A 14,627-nucleotide genomic window follows, 5' to 3' on the forward strand; every position below is an offset into this window, starting at 1 on the left:
AAAAAATGCGACTGTGATTGTCATTGTGGGCCTCGCTACCAAACGTTAACATCTGAACCTTTATTTCGTAATGCGGACACAGACTTCATTCAAGTTTCTGTACTTAATCAGACTGACGAACCGCAAACTATAACTATAGCGGTACAAAATTATCAAGATACTTGTGATGGTGATATATACCCTTCTAATGATGGATACCTTTGCGGAAAACTCGTTATCGTTAGGATGGCATTAGCACAACGGTACAAAACAGGGAATGTGACGACGGGGAAAACGATATTTACGCTCCACCTGAAGGAGTTAAACCATTTGTTGGATCGGTTACATTTATGATTCCACCTCGGCAGGTGTTTAGCCCAATGGACCCATTTTCGCCAGGTGACCTTTACTACCCAGCAACCCCTCACTCCCCCGCTATCATAAACACATGGGGCATTAACTTGCGGGAATAATTCAGCAAGACAATACAGCGCTAAACGGGCCGTTTACGAGGTTTTCAGGCGATCCTCTTTAATACGGAATAAATACGAAAACCAACTCTATAATAGGAATCGGTTTCTTTTTTGATTTATCTATAAAGTGCTCCATTCATAGTCTAAAGCATAAAATACATGATGTTTACACAAAAAAATCCCCTCAACTTTCAGCTGGGGGAAATTAGAGTTTTTAATGCATACAGTCTTCGAGCTTTAAATGCAATACAATCAATTCTTTAAATAATTCTTGTTCGACAGGAATTGAAACAAAATATCCCTTCTCTACTTCTCGCTCTTGAAACTTGAACTCAGGGTTAAGTTTAATTCTTTCGAAAATGCGAAAAGGTTGCTTCACAATAATAACTTCTTTAATGTGTTCCAAATATTCGTCCCAATATATCCATGTAAAGTATTGTAGGTTCGGTAAGCTATAGAACTCACATGCTTTATTTGCTGTTTTAGTTTTTTTTGAGATTGTTACAGTCGTTGGATAAGCATCATTTGCTGTTAATACGCGATATCCGTTACTCAACGAAATCGGTAAAACTTCTTCAGGGAAATACACCTGAATTATATTATCTATAAACTTCTCGCAATCTAGTAATATTCGTTTTTGTGCATCTTTTTCATCAATCGTTTCTCGAATTTTATATCGAAATACGCTCCCAAATTCTTTTTTTAATAGCTCACTATACATGTTTAAATTGTTCATTGCCAAATCATGAATATCTCTAGACCACTTTAACTTCTCTTCAAATGTTTTCTTTTGATTTTGCGAAATACGTTTCATTTTAATTGTTAAAGCTTCAACACTTTCAATGTCGAAATTAACAGGTTGTTCGCCGAAATTCATCAACATAATCACGTCCCATCTAATTTTTCCAAAAAAATTAGCATGGGTAGACCGTGTTCTCTTTTGGAAAAGAGGAACTTATCGGTTTATTACCCATGCTTTATTAGGCAGAAATCGATAAGTTCCCTTCCTATTTAATTACAATGATTTCTCTTATAATTTATAGCGTTACTTCTTTTATATGTTTTGTCCCTCCTGCTTCTTAGTTCCTTTATCTTATTTTCACCTTTCTCCTTTTCCCATATCTCATTATATGTATGACACAATTATATATTCTTAATTTATTTTATTATACAAGAAAGACAGAAAATAGAATTTCTCCATCTACACCATCTTCTATCTCACTTTTTTATTTTAGTGAAGAATAAAATTTATGAATTTGATAGCAATTGTACACTCCTTCTAAAAGTATATTTCATTTCCCCACTGATTCTGCAGCATAGCTCTTATCTATAAATTGCACATATTTTTGTAAATACATATAGTCCTTTTCTTGCAGAAAAGGAGCCCAAATACACAATAGCTTTCTAGCTCTGGAAAATGCCACATACCCTACGCGTGCTTCTTCAAGCACTTCATTTTTTTCAAGCCACTCCATAAGCTGCACTCCTGATTCAGCCATTACTAATACGCATTCTGCTTCTTGACCCTTGGCATCATGAATATTTAAAACACTCTTGTCATTTTCAAAAAAACACCTTGTAGCTCTACTTGTTCTACAAGATTAGAGATTATTTTACTCCTAGATGCTTTAACTTGGTTCTTCCATTTGTAACTAAGCATATTTAATTTTTCACCTACAGACTTTTCATACAGTTTTTTTGATTCTTCCATCAAAAATTTTTTCAATTGTAAAAACAATTCTGCAACCGATATCTCTGTTAGTACAAGGTTATCTAAAAAATGAAGTGTGAAAATCTGCAATTTTCTCCACATAAACATGCTATATCCAATTTCAGCTAGAACTACATAGTTAGGATTTTCATTAAAAAATAAATAACTAAAAGCTTCACTCATTCTTTCTAAAGCTTTTTTCAAACTCATTTCTCCTTTTATACGAGATAGCCAATATAAAATTTGTAAAATTTCACAAAAATGATAATGTTCTTTCGCTAGTTTTAAAAAAAAGGATTTAACTCTACTTTTTTTCTTTTAATAGACAATTAATCTTTTCCATTTTTGATTAAAAAGAGAATTTTATGCAAGCCGTATTGCAGCATTTGAATGAACATCTTCTATTATATCTCTTAGATTTATTCCTGTTTCCTTTTTTATATTGTTTACAGCTCTATTGACTTCCATAACTCTTTCGCCTTCTTCTTGAATATCTAACAACGATTGTATACCTGATGGTGTACTAATTTTTGTTTCGCCTATCGTAAACTCTACTTTCCATTCATTTGTACCCATTATATATTCCTCCTTAATTTGTATAAAACTCTTATTTTATTTAACTATTGATTTTAGTATAATCTCAAGTCAATCTATTTCTTGATCTTCCATCAAAAACAATTGCTGGTAAATCTTTATATATACCTAATTCTCCAAAGTCTACTGTATATTTTTGCGACCTATTCTCTTCTTCACTCTTTCTATCTATAACGATTCCACTTTTACCTCTTAATTCCTCATTTGCAAATATTGAATGTCTGCCTACTCATATCTTCTTACCTATGTCAAACATCCAGGGTATAAAACTCATGTTATCGCTCCTTTGAGTAAAATTAAACTTTTATTTAACTGCAAAACAGAAAATCATTTACTTCTTCAATCAAGCTATTATTGTTGTGTTCCAGGAATAGTAACTTATGATTCTCTCTTTGATATTTATACATAGTTTTTTCATTGGTAGATTTGTGAGAAAGGAAGTTAATCATAATTGAATTTAAATTATTTACTCTAATATTATCAATTCGTTGTAAGTCCTGATAAATAATTTTATTATCTAATTCATTAAAAGCTTTCACAGAAACCAATGTATGTATTTCATTGTTCTTATAAATTAACAGGTCAGGAATATTGTAACTTTCTACTCCTTCTACTCGTACCTGTGATTTAAGAGTAAAACTTTCTTTGTTATCTATTAAATATAAAAATATTCTATTAGCTAAATACTCACTAATTCCAGTAAGGTTTTGTGAAGTACCGCATCTTTCTTTGTGGATTCTTAAAAAAGACTTATATAATTGAGAATAGTTGTTACAAGTGAATTTATTTATATTGCTTTCAATATAGGAATCCAGTTGATCAAACCATAATTTCATAAAGTCCATATTAATACCCCTTTGTGTAAATAGATTATTATTTAACTAAACCTGCATCATTCTCTTCCTTTTCTAGATCTTCCAGTAAGAAATCCAATTCTACGATTGTTTGTAGTGCGTTAAATAGCCTTAAAGCATCCACTTGTTTCCAATTACTCGGATAGTCACGACCATGCAACACCCAATCTCGATTTATCATTGGTAAACGGGTTGGATTATTGTCGAAATTGCCAAATTCAAATATTCTATTTAAAAATGCTGCTACTGAAACGTAGAATACAATATAAGTCCTGTCTCTTTTAATTTCTCTATGGACTTTATTATACTTGGTCTTTAAAGAAGTTTTTTTATCAGGCTTTAAATATTTTTGAAATCTCGGTGAAATAAGAATATGTGCGATATTTTCAATAATAATTAATAAATTAGGAATAACTATTAGATAATTACCTTTTTCATAACTATCAAAACATTGTATAAGAAGCTCTCTCCACTCCTTAGTTAATTCATGTTCAAGAATATTTGTCTTTATAAATTCGAATTCTTCGTCTTTTGAGTAAAAATCTAAAAGTGTTAAGTCTAATTCATCTTGATCTGCAATTTCTGACAGTCCAATGGTTTCTCCTGATGTCATGTTCATTGGAAGAGTCCAGCCTCTTCTCCCTAGATTTTCAGCTGACTTCTTTTCCTTTCGCTCAAACTCTTCCCAATCTATATCAATTATAGGTCGTAGAGATACGTTAATTGATTCTATCAAATGCGTACGTAGTTCTGCGATTTTTTGAAGTATTTCCTGAGTTTTTTCATTCGTATCAATTCCTTGTGGGAAGAATTTATGTTTATTTTTATTTAGAAAATCAGTTTTAATTTGATGTTCCCTATCTTCCATTAATGCATTCTCTCCCCTTTGTATAAAATATAGTTTTTATTTAATAGCCTTTACATTATTTCCCTATATTCTATAATATCATATATTTCTTACTCTAGCTTTCTACAAATATCGATCCCCTATGTAATTGTCTTCATCTTATATATCTCTATACAAAGCGTGACCAAAACGTTAAAATACGGATAATGGATGGTATAATTCTCTTTCTTGTGACTTTTTAAAGAAGGACATAAGATTGAGTGGTACAGTAAGTAAAAATACGGATATAGGTAAATGGGACTTTGTCTTCGCTATTAAAGATCCAATGACAGGCAAGCGTAAACAGATACGCCGTAGAGGTTTCCCTTCTAAACGGAAAGCAAATGAAGAAATGACGCTTTTATAGGCTGAATATCTTAACGATGATTTTCTTAAGCTTTCTCATATGTCATACGAGGCATTTATGGACCAATGGTTTAAAGAAAGGCAAAATCAACTTCAAAAATCTACCTTTCGAGCAAATTACACGCATTACTTAAATATCATAAAACCTCGTCTCGGTCACTTGAGGATTCAAGACATTACAATTATGCATCTTCAGCACTATATCAACTCATTAATTGAGGAAAATCGATATTCAAAAGGTACAATAAATTTAGCTTTCAGTTTTATAAGAACATCTTTGAAAAGAGCGAAGGTACTTAAACTTATAAAGGATAATCCAGCAACCGATGTTGTTTTGCCTAGAGTATCTAAAACTGAAATGGACGTTTGGACGTTGGATCAGGTAAATTCCTTTTTGAATGGTAGTAAGACAATGAGGAACGCTACAAGATTTCGTATTAGCTTTTCAATAGCGGTATTTACCGGAATGCGTCAAGGTGAGATTTTGGGGCTACGTTGGAAAGATATCGACTTTGAAAATAATAGAATTTTTGTCAGACAAACGTTATCTGAGCGTGGGGAATTAAAATATGGTGCAAAGAATAAAACGAGTATACGTACGATTCATTTTCCGAAAATTTTATTAGAAGAGCTAAAAACTCACCGTAAGTTCGTCGAATATGAAAAAGAAAAAGCCGGCGTTAAATACACCGACTTAGACTTGGTTCTCCCATCTAAATATGAGAAACCTTTAGATTCTCGTAGCATACGTAGATCCTTTTACAATGTAACTGAAAAACTTGGATTACCTAGAATAAGATTTCATGATTTAAGACATACGCATGCTACTTTATTAATCCAACAGAATGTAAATGTAAAACTCATATCAGAGCGTTTAGGTCATGCTAATATAGGCACGACGTTAAATACGTACAGTCACGTGCTACCTGATATGCAACGTTCTGTAGCTGAAAAACTCGACGAAGTATTCGAAAAGTGTGACCGCTAGTGTGACTCGAACCTAAAAAACAGTGGAAACGATCGATAAATCAGATAGGTTCCAGAACTTACTTCACCACAAACCTAGTCTCACTACACCCATCCTTCTGCTTCGTTACTTCTAATACAGCTGGCATTGCGTTTTTCAGCTCTTGTACATGCGAAATGACACCGATAAATCGGCCTGATTTTTGTAAGTCAATTAAGGCGTCAACTGCTTTCGTTAATGACTCCTCATCTAATGAACCGAATCCTTCATCGATAAACATCGTTTCGATGGAAATGCCACCTTCATACGCTTGAATGACGTCTGCCATTCCAAGTGCTAAGCAAAGCGATGCATTAAATTTCTCACCGCCAGATAATGTTTTTACATCACGTGTTTGACCAGTGTATGCGTCGTATACATCTAGACCTAATCCACTTTGACGATTTCTCTTTTCAACTCGTTCACTTCGTTTTAAATAAAATTGTCCATTTGATAACTTACGTAGTCGCTCATTGGCGATTTGAACAATTTGTTCTAAATACTCAATTAAGATGTAACGTTCAAAGGATATGCGACTTTCATTATCACCTTTCATTACTTCATATAAATCAACAAGTTCTTGGAATGCTTTTTCTTCTTCATGAATTTGTTCATCAATACGTCTAATATTTTCATGTAAATCAGAAATATATGCGACAGCATTTTGCGCGCGTTGACGTTTTTCTTTAATTATATCAAGATTAATTTCTAATTCTTGTATGTGTTCACCTAACGAAGTAATATCCATATACTGTTTATCTTTCAATTCAGCATGTAATTCTTCGATTTGCTTTGCAAGTACTTCAAGAGATGAATAGTAACTTTGAATTTCTTTTTGTAACATTTCCATCTCAGCATCACTTAATTTAGCTTCTTTATACGTAGTTTGATCTGTAAATCCGCTTTGCTCAAGCTCTTTCATAAAGCGCGTGAAAGTCTCTTCTTTCTTCAATTTTGCACTTTCAAATTGATTAGAAGCACCTTCCTGCTCTGCTTGAATACGTATATGTTCATTTTGCCAATGTTGATATGCTTCTTGTACTTTCTTCCATTCCTCTTCCATTCTCTTACTTTGTTGCATTGCTTGGTCAAACTGTATTTTCCAATCTTGAACTGTTTGTAAGTTATCTGGAATATTTTGCTTATCATGTTCATATGACATACGAAGCTGTATACATTCCATTTCTGTACGGTGTTGCATAGTTTCTACTTCACGCTTTTGTTTCTGAAGTTCATCTACTTTTTCTTCTATGCTTTTTATATTCACAGCAATTTGTTTACGTCTTTCTTCGCTTTCTTTTAACGCATTCACTTCTGCTGCTAATTGTTTTCCTTTTTGAACGAGCGCACTGTATGTTTCAACTAATTGTTCTGAGTGGTACCCTCGTTTCATCACTTCTTCTATCACTTGTTCATATTGTAGTCGATAGAAATTCCATTTCTCCTCTACTTGAACATGTAATTTTTCAGCAACGTTCTTCTTTTCTCTTAAATCGTTTAATTCTTTTTCATCGATCGCATCACTTTGCTCTGTCGCTTTTTTCGGGTGATTCGTACTACCACATACTGGGCAAGATTCACCATCATGTAAATGAAGTGCTAATATACCTGCTTGTTCACTTAACCAGCGGCGTTCCATATTTTCATACGCACGAACCGCCTCTTGCATCTTAGTAAATGCAACTTCTTTTTCTTGCTCGAATTTTTGTTTTTCTTGCCAAACATCATATGCTTGCTTTAAAACCTTTGCATCTTCTCGCATATTTGTTAGTTCTTCTACTTTAGTTACATATTGCTCAAGTGCATGTTCTAATTGCTGTAATTCACCGGACATTTTCTGTTTTTGATTTGTATGCTCTTCTAGTAGTTGATCGAACTTTTGCATACTTTCTTTAAATTTCCCTATTTGAATTTCAGCATTTTGTAAATTCAACTTTTTCTCAGCTAATGATGCGATAATTGGTTGTAACTCTTCTAATCTTTGAACAAGTTTTTTAGCATCTTCTCGTTCTGATTCTTTATTCTTTATTGCTTCATATTTCTCCTGAGCAAGTTCAAAATTGTTTAGTATATGTTCTTTTTTTACGATTATCTGTTTTAACAAACTTTCAGCTTTCTGCTCATTTTGCATTGCTTCCTCATACCATTGCTCAAATGGTAATAAACGCTTCGCTTGTTCCGCACGTTTAAAAGAGTTCTCTTTCATTTCAATGACTGTACGGTTTTCTTGTAATGTGTTATATCTCTCATTCTTTTGCTGTAAATCTGTAAATTTCTCATTTACAGATTTTGCTGCATGAAAACGTGTTTCTGCATCCTTTAATTGCTTTGTTTGAACATCTTGTTCTACTTGTAATTGCTCAACCTCTGCTTTATACGCGCCTGTTTCTTGTTCTAATGCTTCTACTACTTGATGCGTATTTACATGCTCTTGTTCCACTAATGTCTCTAATAATGCTCCATCGCGAATTGGTAATTTAAAAACATTACGGAAATATAGTTCTCGTTCTTTTTGTTTTTCTTGCAGAACATCTTTCCATTGTTTACGTTTTTGATCTAGTAACTCACGCATTAATTTATAACGATCTGTTTTAAAAATACGACGTAAGATCTCCTCTTTGTTTTCTGTCTCAGATGTTAATAGTTTTCGGAATTCTCCTTGTGGTAACATAACAATTTGACTAAATTGATGTTTGCTTAAACCAATTAAATCTTCCACTTTGTTATTTACATCCGTTACATGAAAACGATCTACAGCTGGTACCTTTTCTCCATCAATAATTTCGTATAACTCTACTGCATGCCCTGTAATCGTCTTATTCCCTTGTTTTTTATGACCAAGTTGTCGTTTTATTTCATAGCGTTTCCCTTTTAACTGGAAGGTTAGTTCGACACTTGTATACACATTATCATCAGCAAATTGACTTCGAAGCATACTCGTATCACTACGTTCTTCTCCACTAGCCTCACCATACAACACATAACAAATCGCATCAAAAATCGTTGTCTTTCCAGCTCCTGTATTCCCAGAAATGGCGAAAATACGATGCTCTCCAAGATCGTTAAAATCGATTACTTCTTTCTGTTTATACGGCCCAAATGCCGTCATAATTAGCTGAATCGGCCTCATCCTCGTTCACCTTCCCGTTCTTGCACTGTTTGTAATACTTCTACAAATAGACGTTCTTTCTCTTCTGATAAATCTAAGCCTTTCATTTCTTTATAGAAAGCCTTTAAAAGAGATAAATCATCCGTTTTATGTCTAGAAACAGTTACTTCATTTGACTCTGTGAACTCTCGTCTTTGAATCGCTCTTTCAACGTGCATTGCATTTGGATATACAGAGCGTATTTTCTCCATCGGCTGTAAGACAGGATTTTCATCTAATAATTTAACAAATACGTAATCTTCACTTATTGAATGCTGTAATAAATCATCTATTTCCGCTTCTACTGTTCGCATTTTACGACGTGGTGAAAGTAGCCTTTTTTCAATTGTTGCTTCACCTTTCTCGTCCAGCTCCACAATGTAATATCCTTTTTTATGTTTTTCTTCAGAAATAGAGTATGCAAGTGGCGAACCTGAATATCGAATTGTCTCATTACGTACGAAATGCGCTTGATGTAAATGCCCAAGCGCTGTGTAGTGAAACTTATCAAAATAATGACTATTTACATATTCAGCACCACCAATTGAAAGTGGTCGTTCCGCATCACTTGTATTCTCCTCTGCTTCTCCAGAAGAAGTTACAAATGCATGTCCAACAAATACATGTCTAGCCTCTTTATCCATCGTTTCAGAAAGCTCATTCATAAAAATACGCATCGCATCATCATGAGAACGTACGTCTTCGTTTTTCAATATATGTCTAACTATACTTGGATCTGCATACGGAACGAGATGGAAATGAACCTCTCCATATTCATCATTTAATACAACAGGTTCATATGGGAATTGAAATTGTCCTACAATATGTAATCCCTGTTTCTTCATTAAATTACTTCCAAAATGGATACGATCTGGACTATCATGGTTTCCAGCTACCGCAATAACTGGTGTTTGTAAATCTATAACTAATTTTTGCAGCACATCATTTAATAAGTCTACTGCTTCTGTCGGTGGAATTGCTCTGTCATATAAATCCCCGGCAATAATTACGGCATCTGGCTTTTCTTCTTCAACAGCTTGTACAAACTGATCTAATACAATCTTTTGATCTTCAGTCATATATACGCCATGAACAAGCTTACCTAAATGCCAATCCGCTGTATGGAATAACTTCATGATTTCCTACTCCTTTAATTTACTGATTTTAGTGATACGAGTTGGTAGGTTACCGTAGTTCTTCCGTTCTCCCACTCTAACTTTTGTATCATTGCACTACCAATTCTTTCTTCATTTGATTTATATAAAGGTAATATTTCTTGCACTGTAAATAAGTGATAACCATCCAAAATGAATTGAAATATGTTTTCTTCTATATGTAATCTTACTTCTTTCTCATTGGAAACAATTTTTGTGTGCATCTCAAATTTCATGATAGATACAACCCCTTTTTATAATCTCTACATTTTAATAGTATAGTGGCTATGCAAGATTGACAAGTAAATACACGACAAAGTAAGTACTTTTCTATTATGAGATGTTTTATGTATTTATGTAAAATGCGGTATATGAAATTTTATATATTCTTAAAATAAAAATGCCTATTACAGCATCTTTACTTTTGTATAAAGTCTTTCATTACATAATATAAAACTGTAATTAAAACGATTGCTACAAAAAATGAAAATACAGCAACAATGTATCCATCCTTATTTAATAGAATGCAAAAGGAAATAGAAATTATAAAAATCGGAAATACGAGACGTACTTTATCCTTCACTTCTTCTGTTGTATCTGTATGATGAAAATACTGAGTTATCCCTATGATTAACGAAGACAAAATAATAACCGATAATAGTAAAGGTCCTGGCATTCCGATTTCTCCTTCCCCTATTTCTAATTAACATGCAAACCATTCTTTTGAATTTCAACAATTTTATTTTGGAGTAACTATCCACATTTTACACATATATAATAGCGCTTTTATCACCATGACTTCAAATATTTACTCTTACAGTAATGTTGTAATATTCATCTTCAATCTCCGAAATCCTGCAAATATTACTCGTCAAAATATGCGGTGGACATTTTAACACATACCGTCAACTTTAGACAAAATTTATAGAGGACATTTCACTACATATAAAGAATTAAGAATAAGAAGATATGTAAAGGAGGATGAATCATGACTGAACACGTTTTATTTTCTGTTAGTGAAAACGGTGTTGCATCAATTACTTTAAACCGTCCAAAAGCACTTAACTCTTTATCCTATGATATGTTACAACCAATTGGACAAAAACTTAAAGAGTGGGAGCACGATGAGCGTATTGCCGTTATCGTATTAAAAGGAGCTGGCACAAAAGGATTTTGCGCAGGTGGTGACATTAAAACTCTTTACGAAGCACGTTCAAACGAAGTTGCCTTACAGCATGCTGAACGTTTTTTTGAGGAAGAGTATGAGATTGACACTTACATTTATCAATATAAAAAACCGATTATCGCTTGTTTAGATGGTATTGTAATGGGTGGTGGTGTCGGTCTTACAAATGGTGCGAAGTATCGAATTGTGACAGAGCGTACAAAGTGGGCAATGCCTGAAATGAACATTGGCTTCTTCCCAGACGTCGGTGCTGCTTATTTCTTAAATAAAGCACCTGGATATTCAGGTCGTTACGTTGCTTTAACGGCATCCATTTTAAAGGCTCCTGACGTATTATTTATTCATGCTGCTGATTACTTTATGACTTCTGATTCATTACCTGCTTTTCTAGCCGAACTTGATAATATAAATTGGCATGCTGAAGATGTACATACTCGTTTAAAAGCTGTTATTCAAACATTTACATCTACTCCTAACCTAGAAAGCGAACTCGCTACTTCATTAGAAGAAATTAATACTCACTTTACATTCGATACAATTGAAGAAATTATCCAATCGTTAGAGAACGAACACGATCCTTTCGCTTTAAAAACAAAAGAAATATTATTGTCTAAATCTCCTATCTCCTTAAAAGTAACATTAAAGCAACTTATTGACGGAGAAGGAAAATCAGTTGAAGATTGTTTCGCAACAGATCTTATACTTGCTAAAAATTTTATGAGGCATGAAGATTTCTTCGAAGGGGTACGTTCCATTGTCGTTGATAAGGATCAAAATCCGAATTATAAATATAAGCAGTTAAGTGATGTTTCAGAAGAAGATGTAAATCGATTCTTTAACTTACTTAATGCATAAAGTGACACTTTAATAAGTGGAGGTTCATCTCCTGCTTATTATTTGTCCTCACCAATCGCCCGTTCAGACGGGATAAAACTGAGGCTATATAGTCATGTAATTAAATGACTATATAGCCTTTTTATCATTTAATATTTTTTAATAAAATTTAATTTTATTAAATCAGAATGTATGCTACACTAATTTTAATCAAATATTCTAAAAATAAAAAAGGAGGAGCGACTGTGATTGAAAATTATTTTCTTTTCATCATTATGTCTATTTGTCTTATTATTTTACCGGGCCCTGATACTGCAATGGCTACGAAAAATACATTAGTTGCTGGTAAGGTGGGTGGAGTGAAAACAGTGTTCGGTACATGTGTTGCACTATTGATTCATACTTTAGCAGCAGTAATCGGACTTTCCGCACTTATTGTAAAGTCAGCTCTTTTATTTTCTATTTTCAAGTACGTTGGAGCTCTATATTTAATTTATATTGGTATTAAAGCCCTTTTAGCAGTAAGAAATAAAGAAGGCGTTGATACGAACGATATTTCTTTGAATAATGAAGACGAACACACTTCTTGCTTTCGCCAAGGGTTTCTTACGAATTTATTAAACCCTAAAGTTGCAGTCTTCTTTTTAACATTTTTACCGCAATTTTTAAATCCAAATCATAATACACTTATCCAACTTCTCGTAATGGGCCTTACTTACCTCGTTTTAACAGTTATTTGGTTTGCTTTTTATATATTTTTAATTGATAAAATTAGTGCTTTTATGAAGAAACCAAAAACACAGCGTTATATTCAAGGGCTAACAGGGATTGTCTTAATTGGATTCGGTATTAAATTAGCATTTGAAAAAAATAATTAATACACAATAAGAAAGCCACTCTTTTGAGTGGCTTTCTTATGTAACAATTTACATGCTTTTTTTAAAACCAGCGCTCAGTTACAACTTTTTTACGTGTATAGAATTGAACGCCATCTGTACCATTTGTACCTAAATCGCCAAAGAAGGAAGCTTTATTTCCTGCAAATGCGAAGAATGCCATTGGTGCTGGAACGTTTACGTTTACACCGATCATACCAGCATCGATGTTATCACGGAACGTTTGTGCATGTTTACCATTTGACGTATAAATAACCGCACCATTTGCGAATTTAGATTGATTTGTCAGTTTGATACCTTCTTCTAAATCTTTAACTCGTACAATGCTTAATACAGGAGCAAAAATCTCATCTTGCCAAATTTTCATTTCTTGATTTACATCATCAAAGATTGTTGCACCAACAAAGTAACCTTCTCCAACTTCTTCATTAATTTTGCGGCCATCTACTAATAAAGTTGCCCCATCAGCTACACCGCTATTAATATAGCCTAACACACGTTCTTTATGAGATTCACGGATTAATGGACCAACATAATTATCTTTGTGGAAACCATCGCCTACTTTTAGCTTCTTCGTCTCTGCTACTAGTACGTCGATGAATTCATCAGCAATTTCATCTACTACCGCTACAACAGAGCATGCCATGCAGCGCTCTCCACTACTTGCAAATGCAGATCCAATTACACCTTGCACTGTTTTCTCAAGGTTGCAATCTGGCATTACAATTGCATGGTTTTTCGCACCAGCTAATGCTTGCACACGTTTTCCATGCTTCGTACCTGTTTCATATACGTAACGAGCTACTGGCTCAGAGCCAACGAACGAAACAGCTTGAATATCTTTGCTTTCTAAAATACTATTTACAACATCTTTTCCACCTTGCACTAAGTTTAATACTCCCTTTGGAAAACCAGCTTCATAGAATAACTCTACAAGTCGCTCTGCTAAAAGTGGCGTTCTTTCTGATGTTTTTAATACGAACGTATTACCACAAGCAATTGCAAGTGGGAACATCCATAATGGAATCATCATTGGGAAGTTGAACGGTGTAATACCAGCAACAACCCCAATTGGATAGCGCCAAATCGATCCGTCAATTCCGCTTGCAATATTCGGAAGGGCTTGTCCCATCATTAAATTTGGCGTAGATGTTGCCAGTTCTACTGCCTCAATACCACGCTGTACTTCACCAGTTGCATCCGTTAGCGTTTTTCCATTTTCTAACGTAATGATTTTTGCAAGTTCATCTTTGTTTTCTTGTAAAAGCTGCAGATATTTGTATAGTTGTCTTGAACGATTCGGAACTGGTACTTTAGACCATGTTTCATATGCTGCTTTTGCCGCTTCAACAGCTTTTTCAACATCTTCTTTCGGAGATAGTGGAACGTAAGCGATAATTTTTCCAGTTGCCGGATTTGGAACTGCTTCTACTTCTGTCCCTGTAGATTCTACCCACTCACCATTAATATGATTTTTTACTCGTTTAATTTCAGTTGTAATCATTATATTCTCTCCTTTTTTATGATGTTTATAAGTCTA

At 33.8% G+C, this 14,627-nt stretch carries 13 protein-coding genes and 1 pseudogene; 3 read left to right on the plus strand and 11 right to left on the minus strand.

Annotated elements, in window-relative coordinates; all coding sequences use genetic code 11:
- Positions 1–666 precede the first annotated feature (666 nt).
- The 6 genes from EUC40_RS14735 to EUC40_RS14760 all read right to left on the minus strand — a co-directional run bounded on the left by EUC40_RS14735 (position 667) and on the right by EUC40_RS14760 (position 4,479).
- Entirely contained in the window at positions 667–1,335 is a 669-nt protein-coding gene (locus EUC40_RS14735) for a hypothetical protein (protein ID WP_156575816.1), read from the minus strand.
- Between the two features lie 409 nt (positions 1,336–1,744).
- Positions 1,745–1,951: a hypothetical protein gene (locus tag EUC40_RS14740; RefSeq protein WP_244322164.1), complete on the minus strand. Its 207-nt coding sequence runs from the start codon at positions 1,949–1,951 to the stop codon at positions 1,745–1,747.
- 44 nt (positions 1,952–1,995) lie between these two features.
- On the minus strand, positions 1,996–2,367 hold the full coding sequence (locus EUC40_RS14745; protein WP_156575818.1) for a hypothetical protein: 372 nt from the start codon (positions 2,365–2,367) through the stop codon (positions 1,996–1,998).
- Positions 2,368–2,526: 159 nt separating this feature from the next.
- Entirely contained in the window at positions 2,527–2,739 is a 213-nt protein-coding gene (locus EUC40_RS14750) for a hypothetical protein (protein WP_156575819.1), read from the minus strand.
- A gap of 326 nt (positions 2,740–3,065) precedes the next feature.
- Positions 3,066–3,602 carry a hypothetical protein gene (locus EUC40_RS14755; RefSeq protein ID WP_156575820.1) on the minus strand — a complete coding sequence of 179 codons (537 nt, stop codon included), beginning with the start codon at positions 3,600–3,602 and terminating at the stop codon, positions 3,066–3,068.
- A gap of 28 nt (positions 3,603–3,630) precedes the next feature.
- On the minus strand, positions 3,631–4,479 hold the full coding sequence (locus tag EUC40_RS14760) for a hypothetical protein (protein ID WP_156575821.1): 849 nt from the start codon (positions 4,477–4,479) through the stop codon (positions 3,631–3,633).
- A 235-nt stretch (positions 4,480–4,714) separates the two neighbouring features.
- Here EUC40_RS14760 and EUC40_RS14765 point away from each other — a divergent pair.
- Positions 4,715–5,851: pseudogene (locus EUC40_RS14765) on the plus strand (site-specific integrase).
- Between the two features lie 58 nt (positions 5,852–5,909).
- Here the strand turns inward: EUC40_RS14765 and EUC40_RS14770 are convergent.
- The 4 genes from EUC40_RS14770 to EUC40_RS14785 all read right to left on the minus strand — a co-directional run bounded on the left by EUC40_RS14770 (position 5,910) and on the right by EUC40_RS14785 (position 10,847).
- Positions 5,910–8,999: an AAA family ATPase gene (locus EUC40_RS14770; RefSeq protein ID WP_156575822.1), complete on the minus strand. Its 3,090-nt coding sequence runs from the start codon at positions 8,997–8,999 to the stop codon at positions 5,910–5,912.
- On the minus strand, positions 8,996–10,153 hold the full coding sequence (locus EUC40_RS14775) for an exonuclease SbcCD subunit D (protein ID WP_071709572.1): 1,158 nt from the start codon (positions 10,151–10,153) through the stop codon (positions 8,996–8,998). The genes EUC40_RS14770 and EUC40_RS14775 overlap by 4 nt, the downstream gene beginning before the upstream one ends.
- 14 nt (positions 10,154–10,167) lie before the next feature.
- Entirely contained in the window at positions 10,168–10,407 is a 240-nt protein-coding gene (locus EUC40_RS14780) for a DUF2584 family protein (protein ID WP_000667354.1), read from the minus strand.
- 182 nt (positions 10,408–10,589) lie between these two features.
- Positions 10,590–10,847 carry a hypothetical protein gene (locus EUC40_RS14785; RefSeq protein ID WP_071709570.1) on the minus strand — a complete coding sequence of 86 codons (258 nt, stop codon included), beginning with the start codon at positions 10,845–10,847 and terminating at the stop codon, positions 10,590–10,592.
- A gap of 312 nt (positions 10,848–11,159) precedes the next feature.
- Between EUC40_RS14785 and EUC40_RS14790 the strand changes: the two genes are divergently transcribed.
- Positions 11,160–12,212, plus strand: coding sequence for an enoyl-CoA hydratase/isomerase family protein (locus tag EUC40_RS14790; RefSeq protein ID WP_000134904.1), 1,053 nt, complete (start codon positions 11,160–11,162; stop codon positions 12,210–12,212).
- 224 nt (positions 12,213–12,436) lie between these two features.
- Positions 12,437–13,069 carry a LysE family translocator gene (locus EUC40_RS14795; protein WP_000572337.1) on the plus strand — a complete coding sequence of 211 codons (633 nt, stop codon included), beginning with the start codon at positions 12,437–12,439 and terminating at the stop codon, positions 13,067–13,069.
- 61 nt (positions 13,070–13,130) lie between these two features.
- Here EUC40_RS14795 and EUC40_RS14800 read toward each other — a convergent pair whose 3' ends face one another.
- On the minus strand, positions 13,131–14,591 hold the full coding sequence (locus tag EUC40_RS14800; RefSeq protein ID WP_000633349.1) for a CoA-acylating methylmalonate-semialdehyde dehydrogenase: 1,461 nt from the start codon (positions 14,589–14,591) through the stop codon (positions 13,131–13,133).
- Positions 14,592–14,627: the final 36 nt, after the last annotated feature.

It is taken from the genome of Bacillus luti (assembly GCF_009739945.1).
Classification (GTDB): domain Bacteria; phylum Bacillota; class Bacilli; order Bacillales; family Bacillaceae_G; genus Bacillus_A; species Bacillus_A luti.

Excerpts from the sequence above, each read along its gene's own strand:
- EUC40_RS14735 (WP_156575816.1), bottom strand. The coding sequence starts at position 1,335 with ATGTTGATGAATTTCGGCGAACAACCTGTTAATTTCGACATTGAAAGT.
- EUC40_RS14740 (WP_244322164.1), bottom strand. The coding sequence starts at position 1,951 with ATGGCTGAATCAGGAGTGCAGCTTATGGAGTGGCTTGAAAAAAATGAA.
- EUC40_RS14750 (WP_156575819.1), bottom strand. The coding sequence starts at position 2,739 with ATGGGTACAAATGAATGGAAAGTAGAGTTTACGATAGGCGAAACAAAA.
- EUC40_RS14755 (WP_156575820.1), bottom strand. The coding sequence starts at position 3,602 with ATGGACTTTATGAAATTATGGTTTGATCAACTGGATTCCTATATTGAA.
- EUC40_RS14760 (WP_156575821.1), bottom strand. The coding sequence starts at position 4,479 with ATGGAAGATAGGGAACATCAAATTAAAACTGATTTTCTAAATAAAAAT.
- EUC40_RS14770 (WP_156575822.1), bottom strand. The coding sequence starts at position 8,999 with ATGAGGCCGATTCAGCTAATTATGACGGCATTTGGGCCGTATAAACAG.
- EUC40_RS14775 (WP_071709572.1), bottom strand. The coding sequence starts at position 10,153 with ATGAAGTTATTCCATACAGCGGATTGGCATTTAGGTAAGCTTGTTCAT.
- EUC40_RS14780 (WP_000667354.1), bottom strand. The coding sequence starts at position 10,407 with ATGAAATTTGAGATGCACACAAAAATTGTTTCCAATGAGAAAGAAGTA.
- EUC40_RS14785 (WP_071709570.1), bottom strand. The coding sequence starts at position 10,847 with ATGCCAGGACCTTTACTATTATCGGTTATTATTTTGTCTTCGTTAATC.
- EUC40_RS14790 (WP_000134904.1), top strand. The coding sequence starts at position 11,160 with ATGACTGAACACGTTTTATTTTCTGTTAGTGAAAACGGTGTTGCATCA.
- EUC40_RS14800 (WP_000633349.1), bottom strand. The coding sequence starts at position 14,591 with ATGATTACAACTGAAATTAAACGAGTAAAAAATCATATTAATGGTGAG.